This window comes from Ruegeria pomeroyi DSS-3, from assembly GCF_000011965.2.
GTDB classification, from domain to species: Bacteria; Pseudomonadota; Alphaproteobacteria; order Rhodobacterales; family Rhodobacteraceae; genus Ruegeria_B; species Ruegeria_B pomeroyi.
The window spans coordinates 1,287,281-1,300,776 of record NC_003911.12; the positions used below are offsets into that span (position 1 = coordinate 1,287,281).

General features: G+C 54.9%; 12 protein-coding genes. 11 read left to right on the forward strand and 1 reads right to left on the reverse strand.

The annotated features are described in order from the left end of the window. Positions 1–172 precede the first annotated feature (172 nt). The 10 genes from SPO_RS22810 (at position 173) to SPO_RS06260 (ending at position 9,046) form a co-directional block, all read left to right on the forward strand. Positions 173–706 carry a DUF3768 domain-containing protein gene (locus tag SPO_RS22810; protein ID WP_230981779.1) on the forward strand — a complete coding sequence of 178 codons (534 nt, stop codon included), beginning with the start codon at positions 173–175 and terminating at the stop codon, positions 704–706. Between the two features lie 121 nt (positions 707–827). After that, positions 828–2,174 carry a lipoprotein gene (locus tag SPO_RS22815; protein ID WP_011046969.1) on the forward strand — a complete coding sequence of 449 codons (1,347 nt, stop codon included), beginning with the start codon at positions 828–830 and terminating at the stop codon, positions 2,172–2,174. 5 nt (positions 2,175–2,179) lie between these two features. After that, the gene (locus tag SPO_RS22820; RefSeq protein ID WP_144083968.1) at positions 2,180–2,551 is read left to right on the forward strand and encodes a hypothetical protein; all 372 of its coding nucleotides are present in this window, start codon (positions 2,180–2,182) and stop codon (positions 2,549–2,551) included. Then, positions 2,541–3,101 carry a hypothetical protein gene (locus SPO_RS06230; protein ID WP_044028021.1) on the forward strand — a complete coding sequence of 187 codons (561 nt, stop codon included), beginning with the start codon at positions 2,541–2,543 and terminating at the stop codon, positions 3,099–3,101. Before SPO_RS22820 ends, SPO_RS06230 begins: the two co-directional genes overlap by 11 nt. Before the next feature lie 342 nt (positions 3,102–3,443). Continuing rightward, a complete protein-coding gene (locus SPO_RS06235) occupies positions 3,444–3,794 on the forward strand; it encodes a helix-turn-helix domain-containing protein (RefSeq protein WP_011046970.1) in 351 nt (116 codons plus the stop codon). Position 3,795: 1 nt separating this feature from the next. Continuing rightward, positions 3,796–4,263, forward strand: coding sequence for a hypothetical protein (locus SPO_RS06240; protein ID WP_230981780.1), 468 nt, complete (start codon positions 3,796–3,798; stop codon positions 4,261–4,263). A 153-nt stretch (positions 4,264–4,416) separates the two neighbouring features. Continuing rightward, a complete protein-coding gene (locus tag SPO_RS06245; RefSeq protein WP_144083969.1) occupies positions 4,417–5,037 on the forward strand; it encodes a hypothetical protein in 621 nt (206 codons plus the stop codon). 243 nt (positions 5,038–5,280) lie between these two features. Continuing rightward, entirely contained in the window at positions 5,281–5,595 is a 315-nt protein-coding gene (locus SPO_RS06250; RefSeq protein WP_230981781.1) for a hypothetical protein, read from the forward strand. Then, on the forward strand, positions 5,595–7,901 hold the full coding sequence (locus SPO_RS22145) for a type IV secretory system conjugative DNA transfer family protein (protein ID WP_011046973.1): 2,307 nt from the start codon (positions 5,595–5,597) through the stop codon (positions 7,899–7,901). Before SPO_RS06250 ends, SPO_RS22145 begins: the two co-directional genes overlap by 1 nt. A gap of 248 nt (positions 7,902–8,149) precedes the next feature. Beyond that, positions 8,150–9,046 (forward strand): replication-relaxation family protein, encoded by an 897-nt coding sequence (locus tag SPO_RS06260; RefSeq protein ID WP_011046974.1) that lies wholly within the window; start codon positions 8,150–8,152, stop codon positions 9,044–9,046. Between the two features lie 21 nt (positions 9,047–9,067). On the opposite strand, the gene SPO_RS06265 is transcribed toward SPO_RS06260, so the two are convergent. Beyond that, a complete protein-coding gene (locus SPO_RS06265; RefSeq protein WP_011046975.1) occupies positions 9,068–9,415 on the reverse strand; it encodes an H-NS family nucleoid-associated regulatory protein in 348 nt (115 codons plus the stop codon). 567 nt (positions 9,416–9,982) lie between these two features. Between SPO_RS06265 and SPO_RS06270 the strand changes: the two genes are divergently transcribed. Then, complete coding sequence (locus SPO_RS06270) at positions 9,983–13,228, forward strand: DEAD/DEAH box helicase family protein (RefSeq protein ID WP_230981782.1); 3,246 nt, start codon at positions 9,983–9,985, stop codon at positions 13,226–13,228. Positions 13,229–13,496 lie beyond the last annotated feature (268 nt).

The window sequence follows — 13,496 nt, forward strand, 5'->3', positions numbered from 1 at the left end:
GCGACCCTAGTTCACCAACCAGCTCTCATCCGGATATCGCTTCCCCCGATGCCCCGGCTCCTAGCTGGAAATCCGTGCCGGACTATCATGACACCAGATTGTTCTTTCCCGGATCGCCTCTCTCCGGGTGGCGCGGGTCATCCCGACCTGCGCACCCGAAAAGGAGGTGATCATGGGAATTCTGCAAGATGATGATGTCGGCGATATCGGCGCTGTACCGGTCTGCAAGAGCTGTGGCTCGGAACGGGTGGCGCTGGATGCCTGGGCCTGCTGGAACCCGGACTCCGGGCTCTGGGAGTTGGAGAACGTCTTCGACGACGCGCATTGCCACGCCTGCGAGGGCGAGACGACGATGGTCTGGAAACGTCTCGACGGGGCTGCGCCGCGCCAGGCAATCCGCGAGCTCAACGACCGGTTCCGGCGCGAAGGGCTGGGCAACGGCTCGGTCATGGTGACAAGCGGGGTGCAGGCAATCGGCGCGGAGTTCGTGCTGAAAGCCGTCCAGACGGTCCGGACCTTTGACCAGTTTTCCGAGGACAACGATCCCTGGGGTGAGCACGACTTCGGTGCGGTTGAAGTCGACGGCGAGCGGGTGTTCTGGAAGGTCGATTGCTACGACCCGACGCTGACGCAAGGGTCCGAGAACCCCGCGAACGAAGCCGTGACCCATCGCGTGCTCACTATCATGCTTGCTGGTGAATACTGATCCAGCCGCCCTACGGGGCGGCTTCTCTACTGGACAGTCCCGGCGGTTAAGTTCTTTGGGCGTACAACTTTTTGTGGTAAAGAAAAGTTAGAAGAACGTTTATCGCAATAGGAGCTTCAACTTGTTTCGTTCGATTGCATTGTTTTCCTTTTTTATGGCGTTGGTTACGACGCAAGGGTGTTCTGAGGATATCTCAAACTCGGAAACGCACAATTCCGCGTCTCCTATGTCAAACAGCCAATCCGGAAAGTTCTCTTTGAGCAACAACGGCAAAGTCGGCTGCACTATTGAATTCAACGGCGAAATTGAGCTCGGTGAAACCGATCGAATGATGGCATTTTTCAAAAGCCTTGCTGACGATAACCCCTTCGATGCGTCGTTCTTTAACGGCGCGGGTTTTTCTAACCCTAGCCGCTACTCAGAGATGAAGACGGAATATGGGTTCGAGTTTTTCTGGGAAGACGGCGAGCTAACACTACTAAATCAGTCAGGTTTGAGTATCTGCCTCAATAGTTCGGGCGGCAGCTTTTCTGAGGCGGTGCAGATGTATGACGCAATAAAGGGGCTGGGGTTAGGAACCGTTGTTCCCGAACGCGCCCGATGCCTATCAGCGTGCGCGGTTGTGTTTCTAGGTGGGCGAATGAAACACTGGACGACCATGGGTGGAAACTTAGTCACTCAGAAGCGACGGAGCTTGCACGCCACTGCCGAACTAGGTGTGCACGCTCCTAGTATCGAATTTGAACTGGATGAGCTGGATGAAGCCTTGCCGCCGGAAGTCCTTTCAGAGTTGATAACATCCTCGTATTCTGCCGCCGTCAACGAGAACGCTCAGTTGATCAGCAGGCTAAGCGATAACGAGCTACCTATTTTGCGACGGATTTTGGCTACTTCACCTGAAACAATGTATCTTTTCAATACAGTGGAAAGGACTCTTGAAGTAGAAATGGAAATCCTAGGGATACGGGTCCCCAAATCTGTTGTTGCCAATCATGTGAAATCGTCATGTGAGAATGCCGCTCTAGCCTTTATCGGTATTGCATCAAACTATGAGCAACTCGGGCACCCAAGAAATGTTGGGCCTTGGCATTGGCAATGTGAGAAACCTAGCCTCGACACATATTCCGTTAAGAGTGCGAGGGTTCTAGAAACCGCTCGTACGAATTCCGGGCTAATTGCAGGAATAATGGATATGCCCTCGATCGAATGCTGGGAGCCTGGCCACAGGAACTATTGTATTGCGGTGTATTCAGAAATCCTGAACGAAGAATCACCCCCGGCGCTTGAAGGTTATGGCGTTTCGGTTGGTTTCTGGTTTCAAGAGAATGGAAGGCCAACGTCATTGGCAGATTTCGTAGAAAGTTCGCAGGCGGAATCCGAGGACACTGCCGCCCCGTTTTTTGTTTGGGATGGTGGCAGTGAATTACTCTATTCGCCAAGCACCCAATTGAGAAAAGTTTCGGAGTAGAGAGGATGAAGTATTGGATGAGTGCAGTAACAGTAACGTTCGCCTTTTTGGTTTCCCAGTTTGTTTTTTCATCTCAGGTTGCTGCCGTTGAATTGAAGGCCACACGGGCAGAGTTGAACTGCCTTCTGACCCACAGACAACAAATAGATCGCGTTTCCACGCCTTTGGTTATTGTGGCGCCGAGCTTATGCCCTGAAATTCCCTTCAAGAACTATGACCCAGTTTTGCTTTCGAAAAACTCAACTGGCAGAATGAGAGGAGTGCGTGTTTACACGAAAAGCCGTGCGAGCTGTATTGTTTCTAAAATCCCGCATGTCTCTGGAGGCGAACGAAGTGGTGGTCCCTCCGAAGTTTTGGAGCTGAAAATTGACTGTTGACTGGCGCAAAGACTTTGAGCTCGCCCTAAAGACGATTGGCGCTTTAGCGGTGATTTGGGGTGTTGTTAAGTACTTTTGGGAGGTTGATGCTGCAAGCCTACGAACTGCACAAGAAGCAGCGATGTCCGTCGTGAACATGTATGACCACGATATTGCAGAAAGCGTCGAGGATGTTGAGTTCTTTCTCAATCCAATCGTTTCTGCAAAAGTTGGAGGACAAAGAGACAGGTTTGCGGCAAGCCTAGAACCCGAAGAAGTGGACGACATTTTTTCCACGTATTTCCTAGGCGAGAACTGGGAAAACGCGCATCCCATTGCCCCCAAATGGCTAGACATCCTCCGCTACTACGAAAATGCGACACTGTGCGTCGAAAGCGGCGTCTGTGACGCCGATTACTTGGAAAAATACCTTTGCCGTCGTGCTGTTCGGTTTTCCGAAGTGAACACACCTTTTATAGTAAAGTACGATTTGCTGTTCCAACCAGGTGGAAGTTCGTCAGACAGCATCGGGTTTGGATTGGCTAGTTTTGTTAGACAGTGCCAATCTTAACGATTAATCGATCTGAAAGATTTATCTTGGTTCCCCGTCATCACCAATAACGGTCAGATATCCTTAGCCTGGATCGCTCACCGTCTAGCATTCAGTATGGAGAATTCGATATCCTGGGTTCCGACATGAACAGCATAGAAAACCACCCTAGACGCACCACCAGAGCGGTATGGCGATCACCGGAAAGGTTTCACCTTTCCGGCGTTGAGCACGGCTATACCGCTCTGGTGGTTTTGTTGTCTATGAAGGTGGTGAAATATAGAAAATGGGGATACTGCGCCTCCTAGTTGGGGGCGCGCATCTTTCCTAGACTGAGGCTCTATCAGTAACCAAGTAATTCATATGACAACAGAATTCGCACTCGACCTCAGCCTGGCGCGGCGCAAGGCGGGGTTTGTGCAGAGCGATATCGCTCATTTAATGGCGTCGCATCAATCACGGGTTTCCGAGCTGGAGCATGGTGGCAAGCTGCCGACCCTGACGGAGATCGTGACATTGTCTCTGATCTATGGCCGGTCGTTCGAGAGCCTGTTCTCGATGATCATGGCGGATGCACGACAAGATCTTCAAAAACGGGTTGGGACGCTGCCCAAGGATGTCCGGAATTTCGTGGGGACGTTCAACCGGTCGGCATCGATCGAACGCTTGCGGGATCGTTTAGCAGCTGAAGAAACCGAACATGGCGGGCCTTAGGATGCTGTCGGTGGCGGCAGCATCCGGGCGGGTTGGATATGTCTATCTGGTCGGTGGCAGTCTCATGGATTGGCGGACGTCCAGCAAGGCGGCGGAATCGCCGAGCGCAGCAGCCGAGCAGACCCAGAAATGGATCAACCGCCTGAAGCCTGAAGTGGTCGTCACCGAGAAGCCCGAGGCAGCGGCCAAGAAGGGCGAGAAGACCAAGGAGATCATCGGGGCCATCGCCCGCACCGCCGAACACAACTATGTGCTCGATGTGTCCGTAAAGCGGGAGCACGATTTTGCCAACAAATACGAGGAAGCCGAAGCTCTGGCAGAACGCTACCCCGAGATCGAGGCATGGCTGCCCAAACGGCGGAGGTTCTTCGACAACGAACCGCGCAATACCGTTCTTTTCGAAGCTCTTTCCCTGGCAGACGCCGTCATGCGCGGCGGTCCAACTGCACTTGGACGGGCTATGGGCTAGATGGCTCAGCTCTAGCGCACCAGCCGCAACGATATGTTGCGGCTTTCTTGGTTTCCTACCGATGATTGAGCGGGTCGTCACACAGCGCTCTGAAAAGTTGACAGGCCACAACCCTTACCTGCAAGCTGCCCGTAAAAGCTATTGGAGGGGGAAATGCGAAACTACGAAACCGCACGAGGTATTTTTTCGTTTATGGAACTCGTTGGTTGGGCGACGGTCATTGGTGGTATCATTCTTGCAGTCTCGATGGGAAACGCTGTAAGCAGATATGCGCGGCCGGATGCATTGGTTTCAGCGATATTGCCGGGACTGATAGTAGCTCTGGCTGGGCTCTTGTTCGTCGGTGCGGTGCAAGCGTGGCGCGCATCCGTAGATACCGCTGAATACACCCAGCAAATGCTCAAGATTGCGCGTGATCAGTTGGAAGTATCGCGCCAGGGGTTAACTGGCAGAAAGATCGATGTGCCAACTTTCGCGTCTCAAACCGATGCCGACGAAAGCCAGCCCGGTGCTAGTTTTGCGGATGCCGCCTCTTCAGAAGCAGGCGCGTCGTACACTTTGAGGCCTTCTAATGAAACCTCGGCAGAAAAACCGATGATCCCGCTTCGAACGGACGAAAACGGTTTTTCTATTCTCAACGAGCAAGGCACGCTCCTAGAATTTCGCGGGCGTCAGTTCGCTTTTGATGGAAAAAAATATGATTACGAGGGGCAAGGATTTGCCAGCGCCAAAATGATCAAACGGCACCTCACGAACTTGAAAGATCTGAGTTAATGCAACCCATACGCGACCCCCAAGCTGACCCCCAACCTCTATGGGTATCCGGTATGGGGAAACATAGCTGAACATCCGGCTTCATCGCAGAAGAAAAAAGGCACATTCGAACCCGTGACTTTAAAGCTATTTCAAATAGAGAAACGCACCCCTCCGACAAGCTACGGGGATGCAACAGGCTATCGAGTCTGATCGGCCATGCGGGCTGCGATCTCTCATCATACAGTTCGTAAAGGTCTTCTGTTGAAGACGACCTATTACGAAGTTCATCTGTCGGTTGCCTTTACCCATGAAGAAAAGCAAATCATCCGACAGAGAGGCCTCTTGAAGACCAAGCTCCTTGATCGAAGGCCAGCCAATGCAAAGAACGATGCGAGAGACGACAAGTTCGAGCTCCGCGTCGGCCACTTGATGGATGAAAGAACCGACCGATTTCTTTGTGCGACGCCAAGCCAGGCCAAGATCTACGAGGAAAACTTGCTCGATGTACTTGGCCAGATGAAGGTCTGGCTTGATGATAACGCCGAGACCGGCACGCGCACCGTGGTTGAATTCTGATGGTGCGCGGACCGGTCGAAGAGTTCGGCGGGCTGTTTCTCGTCTTCGCAATTGTCGGCACGCTCTTGATGATCACGGTGTTCGTGACGCCGATTGCGATTGCGGGCATCGTCGCTTACGTCGGCTATCGCCTCTACACAGAAAGCCCCGCGCGGCTCGAACGGATCGCCCGCCAGGAAACAGAAACGCTGTACAATCACGCGCTCGCAGGCACTGTGCAGCTTTCGGATGCAGAGATCGACGCCGCGCTCGGGCAGCACTGGCCGGTCGATCTTCCTGCCTCGCTTCGCATCCAGCTTCTCGATGTCGGTCGTGCGATCTTCGAACAGGAAGGCCTGATGCCGGACGTGCCGCCACCTCCGGCGCTCTGCAACACCGTCGAGGGCGCGCGCTATCGCGACATGCTGGCGAGGGCTGGCCAGGCCCGGTCGGATCGAGTGATGGTCATGACGGCGCTGGAGATCGTCTCGGCCGCGCTGGCGCCGATCGCGAACGCCGTTCCGCCGATCGAGGGCGATGTGCTCGTCGAGGTTACGCAGTTCACCCATCCGCTCGGACAGGCCGTGCAGAACGTCATCGCACCGTTCTTCCGGGACAACGACTACATGCACTTCAAGGCGCTCCGCCAACGGCTCGACGCCAACCTGACCGCCACCCATCGGACCAATCCGGTTTTCCCGGTCGACTACAAGGGCGATGACATCGTCGACACCTATCTGCGCGGCACCTACCTGAAGGAGCTCTTCAGCCTCAAGACCCCCTTTACCATCCCCGAGGACCGGCGCTTCGAGCACACCCACATCGTCGCCGGGTCCGGCCACGGCAAGACCCAGACACTGCAATACTTCATTGCCAAGGACCTGGAAGCGGTTAGCCGGGGCGACAAATCGGTTGTTGTCATCGACAGCCAGGGCGATCTTCTGAGCACGATCCTGATGGCGAAAACCCTGCCACCGGACCGGATCGTGCTGATCGACCCTGAAGACATCCAGTTTCCGGTTAGTCTGAACCTGTTCTCGGTCGGTCAGGACCGGTTGGAGAATTACGATCCCCTCGAACGCGAGCGACTGACCAACTCAATCATCGAGCTCTACGATTTCGTGCTGGGCTCGCTCTTGTCTGCCGGGATGACCGCAAAGCAGAGCGTCGTCTTCCGCTATGTCACCCGGCTGATGTTCCATATCCCGGACGCCACCATCCATACCCTGCGCGAGTTGCTGGAACCGGACGGCACCGACACATACCGCAAGCATATCGAAAAGCTAGAAGGCACGCCGCGGCGGTTCTTCGAGACCGAGTTCGACAGCAAGGAGTTTGCCAACACCAAAACCCAGGTTCTGCGCCGCCTCTACGGCGTCCTCGAAAACCAGACGTTTGAGCGGATGTTCTCCCACCCGGTCTCGAAGTTCGACATGTTCACCGAGATGAACGCGGGCAAGCTCATCCTGGTCAACACCTCGAAAAGCCTCCTCAAGGAACAAGGCACCGAAATATTCGGGCGGTTCTTCATTGCCCTCATAGCCCAGGCCGCGCAGGAGCGGGCCACGTTGCCCGACTATGACCGCCTGCCGGTGATGGTCTATGTCGACGAGGCCCAGGATTACTTCGACCAGAATATCGGCATCATCCTGAGCCAGGCCCGCAAGTACAAGGTCGGCATGGTGATGGCACACCAATATCTCGGCCAACTCACCCAAGGCCTGCAGGAGGCCTTCGAGGCCAATACCTCGATCAAGCTGGCCGGGGGCGTTTCGGCGCGCGATGCTCGCGCCTTGGCCGGGCAGATGTCCTGCGACCCGGATACGATCCAGCGCCAACCCAAGGGCACGTTTGCCACCTATGTGCGCGGCTTGACCGAACGCGCCGTGCCGATCAGCTTCCCGTTCTTCGTGCTCGAAAAGATGAAGAAGCGCTCTTCGGAGGAACTTGGTGCGATCCGCGATGCCAGCCGCGCCGCCTATGCCGAACCGGTAAGCGGAACCAAATCCCGGGATCAGGATGCCCCCGGTGATGATGGCGACGGCTATGGACCGGGCGCGGAGCCAATGTCCAATGCGCAGGAAGACGACGTTGGAGATGAGACGGAGTACAACCCTTCCTACGGCACCCTGGGAGGCACCGATCCTCAAAATCGGAAACCCGAGCAATCCTCGCAGAACGAGGACGACGGGGACCAAGGTGACATCGGCTGGGATGAGCTCAGAAAGGCCATGGGACCGAGCTTTGGCAAACCGAACGACAAAAGTGGCCTGAAAACGGCGCCGCTCGATCCGGATGACCCCGCAAATCCAGTTGACAAACTCTGAGCCCGAGAACCCAGGTTCGGACGTTTCCAGCCCGCGAATACGATGTGGCCCAGCCGTTGCATACGCATGAATCGCTTGTCTGTGGTATCAGTGCAACTCGGTCTTTTCGGCTCTGTCGACACATGGCTGCGCATCGGTTTTCGCCGCTGAACACGCGCCTAAGCACACAGGTTCGCGCGCTGCGAAAAATGTCTGCCCGGGCGGTAGCTTGCTCGCGACAGGGTATTTGAACCTGTACCTTCGCAGTCATGGTACAGCCTGCAACAGACCGCCTTGGACGCGCGACTTTCCGCCACATCGCCCCGAAGGAAGATGTGCGACCCAACACTCGCGAGGTTCGCTGGCTCAAGCATATCGAGCGCCACGGGCCGCAGGGCTCGCACTATCTTTACGAGCTCACCCGCGACACGCATCGCTGCAAGGACACGACGCTGCGGCAGATGCAAAAGCTTCGGGCAGGCGGATATTTATCGCTGCCGCATCAGCAACGGGCTACCGAACGCGCCGAATTCAACCCATACATCTACGATCTCACCCAGAAAGCGGAAGACCATCTCTTCGATCTCGGCATCGATGAGCCGACCGTTCGCCCGACCGGACACTGGTGGCACAGCTACATGACGTCCTGCGTCACCAGCGCAATCGACATCGCCGCCCTTCGCGCAGGCGTCCGCTTCATCCCGGCCCATGAAATCCTGGCGATCAAGGATGTTGATCTCGCCATTCCGATCGGACGTGCCCACCTGATCCCAGACCAGCTATTCGCGCTGGACTACGGGGGCCGCTACCGTGCCTTCGCGCTGGAGGTAGATCGCGGCACGGAACCGAAAACCTCGCCTGCGAAACGCAAGAGCTGGAAACGCTCAATCGAGCAGTACCGGCAAATCATCGAAAAGCAGCGCTACAAACGCCACTATGGGCTAAACACCAATTTGTTGGTGCTCTGGGTGTTCAACAGCAGGACGAAGGAAGCGAGGTTTCTGGAGCTCATGCATCAAAAGCCTTGCGCTGCGGATCGGGCGTTCTTGACGCAATCCATTTACGACGACACCGGCCCGTCAACCGAGCGCAATTTGCCAACGCATTTGTTCGACCGCCCATGGAAACGTGCGGATGGATCGGCGGTATCGATTAGGGGCGTGTAACGGAGCGCGGCGGCAGTCGCTTTAGGCGGCAGGAGTGCCACTCTTGATTTCCAGATCGTCCAGGGTCCTACCGGCTTCGAGGGCTTCCACCACCCACACCGGGCGGCGTCCGCGTCCCGTCCAGGTTTGCGATTTGTCCGCCGGGTTGGCGTATTTCGGCGGTACCTTCTTGCGTGGCTTCTGCTGTTTCGCAGGCTTGGCGACCGCCCCGGTCAACTCGCTCAGCGAAAACCCCAGCTTTTTCGCCTGGGCCTTCAGTGCGACCAAAGCCTGCTTCTTCTCAAGCTCCTCGAATTTCGCGATGGCCCTGGCCACCTTCTTTTCGAGAGACTTGAGCTCAGCGAGGGACATCGAGTTGAGATTGGACATCGAGACTTTGGTAGGTTTGGCCAAGGTATGTTCCTTTTCTGTATCGTTTCCAGCATACTAAACGCGCAGGAGGTAGCTATTCGTTTTCAGGGATTCCTTGTGCGCGCTCCTTGCTGACGACAAAGAACAAAGTCGGCCCTTACTTGCCTTTGACATAAGAGCTATTGCCGCTGCGCAGCATTCCCAATCCAGACATTCGATCAGACGGCATGCGGATGCGCCAAATTCCATTGTCCAAAGAAGCCAGCTAAGAAAGCTACAACTGAGGTTCTTTTCAGAACGAGAAACAAGTCGGCGTTTCTAATCGAGGCCCAAAGAATTTTACCTGTCTGACTTAGCATGCCAGCCCTGCTGGATAAAGATCGGTGCACATATTGAGGTATTGCCAGACTCGCCTTGTAGTAGCAGTGTACAATCTAGAGCTCCGCATTGATTGGCTTCCAATTGTTCTCGTTACCAAATTGGCTGCGCGCCAAACCAAGGCAGATACCTGAACCGGAAACACATGGGTCCGATGCCTCGTCGCAAAGGACAGCTTCTGACTTCGCGACCAACATTGATCGGCCGGTGATCGACCTCTACCGACCGCACATTTTGTCCGGCAATTGTTTGATCGTCACTGGCTATCAAGATTTCCTGTCGTCGCTAGCCATCTTGATGAATGAAGTGCCTGAGCTGAGGACCGCAGAGGCCGCTAGCGAAACTCGAATCCGGATTGCATTTGGGATCGATACGGGAAATGCAAAACGCCTCGGCAAACCGAGCCCTGTTTCCGAAGAGATGAAGCTGTTCTGGCTCGAGCGTTCGGGACTTCAGGTGGATGACGACGAAGATCTGCTTGCAGTTCTCGCACAGCACGCGATCTCTGAAGGAAACATCCAGCTAAGGGTTTTCGATCCAGGCCTTGCTCAGGAGAAACTGGGCATTTCAGGCGAGCGTCGGCTTCATTCAAAAATCGTGAGCTCTCCTAAAGGAGCAGTTGCTGGCTCTGCCAACTTTTCAAAATCAGGCCTCTATCGAAACATCGAATATGCGGACGGTCTAGATACGGGTAGCCATGATCTTCAGCTGGAAAGGACCCAAGCGGCTGAGCAGGTCTGGGATGTTTCTGTTGATTGGAACACAGAAGCACTGGAGATACTCGACAAGCTCATCAAACCGGTCACTGCTGAAGATGCGATGGCGCGGATGATCTCCGAGCAAAAGGGATTTGAGCCCTGGCTCACCGGACAACGACAATCGATTACAGGCCACACCCTCTTTGGCTACCAACAAGAGCTGACCTACGAAGCCTGCTCCATAGCCTACGACCACGGCATCGCATTCGTCGAGGCACCAACGGGATCAGGAAAGACAGAAATCGGATGTCATCTAGCCGAGGCCCTGTCCGAAACCTTTTCGAGGGTCATTCCGAAGTCGCCAGTTCACGGTGTCTCAAGGAAAAACACTGCGGTGATTGCACCGCCAAAAGTGATCCCCAGTTGGGAAAGGCATTCAACCAACTCACTGACGGCGATTGCGAACAGCAAGCTATCAAAACAGAAGCTCAGAGGAGCCGGAGATCACGCGAGATCAGGTCTCCGCCTCGATCAGTTTGGTGTTCTGATCATTGATGAAAGTCACACGGTCACACCTGGGTTTGAACAGGCTTCGCAAATGGCGGCTGCGATTGAGCTGGCTCCGCCAAGCTGGAACGTGTGTCTTTCAGCAACGCTGCTTGGCAATCGTGACGTCGACTGGCTCGCGCATATGCAAGAGAAACGCGCATCTATCTTCATGACCCCAGACTATATCCAGGACATGGGCGAGCTCTTTCAAAGAGAGATGCAAAAGCCTATGGACATCTTTGATCACGGCGCTCCGCTAGCTGTCCTCACGGAGCCAGATACAGCCCTCTCAAGGGAGGCGAGGTCAGAGCTAGCCGCACTGATTTCACCATTCCTAACGCGTCGGCAGCGTCACTGCATCGGAGAAAGTCAGGATCGGACCAAACACGGCTATCCAGTGCTAGCCAACCACGGACGCCCAACCTCGCTCAAAGTGACGAAGAGGCATGAACAGCTGCTGGAAGACATCGTCGAACTCTGCCGTGAGCTTGCACCAGGAGGAAGAGTAACTGCTGTTGAGAAGAGCCGGTTCGGACACGTGCGAACCCAGCAGAGCACCCAAGATCAGCTCCACATCCGGAATTTGTTGAACATCCTTCGTGTCAATTCGGCACAAGCAAGCTGGGAGATGTCCCACGGTGTCATCGGCAAATGGTTGCGGGAGTTCGAAGGTGGCTCAAGAGCGCGCAAGAGCAAGTCACACGCGAACCAGTCAGACATGTTCTCGCTCTTGGGCATCGACCAACCTGGACCAACGAACACATGTGATGCGCTTGGCAAGAAGCTCGAAGCAAAACCGTTCAAAGAGTTGGACGAGCGCCGTTATCAAGCTTGCCTCGACATACAAGCAACCAAAGATCGGGTCGTGTTCTTAGCGGAGCGAACCGACACGCTCGAGATTTTTGCAGAGGCGCTTTCTCGCAAAGGCCAACACACGAACTTCGTCGTTGGAAACCAAACGAAGGGTGAAGATCGCGCGGTGAAGGCCATCTTTGGCGATGGCCCTGATGGCTTCAAGCGTATCGTGACCGGTAAGTCGGTTGAGCAGTTCTTTCGGCCGGGAGGAAGAAAGGCACCAAAGGGACCGGCCTCTGTCTTCATGACCTACAAGATGGCCGAAGGCATCAACCTGCAATCAGCAGATACACTGGTGCTACTCGGAGTAACCTCCAACCTCAAGGAACTCATCCAGGGCCTAGGCAGGATAGACAGGATCGACAGCCAGTTTGAGATAGTGAACTACCACCTCGTTGACGTGCCTGTTGGACAGTTTGCGTCCGATGAGAAGATTGCACAAAGGATTGAGAACTACAAAACCCTTTCTGGTGAGGAGTTGATCGACGCGGTTCAGGAAGAAGGCTCGGAGGACGCCGAGGTGATCTTGGAAAGCGTGGTTGAATACCTTAGAGCGCCCCGGCGGCTTCGCAGCAATAACCTCCATGACGTTCTCTCTCGCACAAGGCTGGCGATCACCCCGGCAAGGTATGAACTGATCACCAAAGCAAGGATCGAGGGCACGTGGGGCGCGGAGCTGGCGCTGTTATCTGCAAGGGAAAGCTTCACTGCTCTGCATCTGAAGGGCACTGACAAACCAACCAGTTTTTTGCCCCCTCGCCTTATCATACTTGAGCACGACAAAGATGGTATCCAGCTAGTAAGGGGACAGGTGCGCTGTGCACGGACGTTGAACGCAGCATATGAGCGGACGAAAAGCCTCTGCCAGGAAAACGCTCACATGTCCATGGATCAGCTCACCGACGCATTAGAAGTCGTATCTAGCCAGCTCGGAGAGCTAACGGAATGGGACCTTCGACCTGCGCGAGTGGAAAGCCTAATGAAGGCTTGTGCTGAGTTCATGAACCGGTTGGATCGAACCGGTCTTGACGATCAACAGCGTTTTGGGCATCTCTCGTTGCCCGCTATCGAGATGATCTGCGAGAGCTGGAGTAGGCTTCTGGACCCATACTGGGAGCAAGCTAAGCAAGAGGTGCGTGATAGTTTCGCCTACGAGGACTTACCCAAGGGGTACATTGCACTCCAAGAGGTCCTCACCAAGCTTGAGCAAGACAGCCTTCGCTCGCCCAAGGTTCATGACCTGATGTCCGACGTGATTAAGGAGGCGGAACTTTTATCGCGAGACCACGAGTACGAAATTGGTCGGCGTGTATCTGTGGTGTTCTTTTCGAAAGGCAGCGGCGAACACTAGCAACGGTAAGAAGGACAAAGCCTAACGGCCCATATCGGACGCTCAACACCTCGCTCTAATGCTGCAACTGCGGCCCGCTTTGCCGACATTCGCTGCAATCTCGTCATACGGAATCGGGTGAAGGTGCAACCGTGAACGAAGCAGTATTATGGCGCTGACCAAAAAGATTGCGGTGGTGGCTCGAGCCGCGAATCCGTTACCTAAACCATGATCTGCAGAAAACAGACGCATGTTGTAGAGGTTGCGAGGCACAACCCAAAGTAGGAGT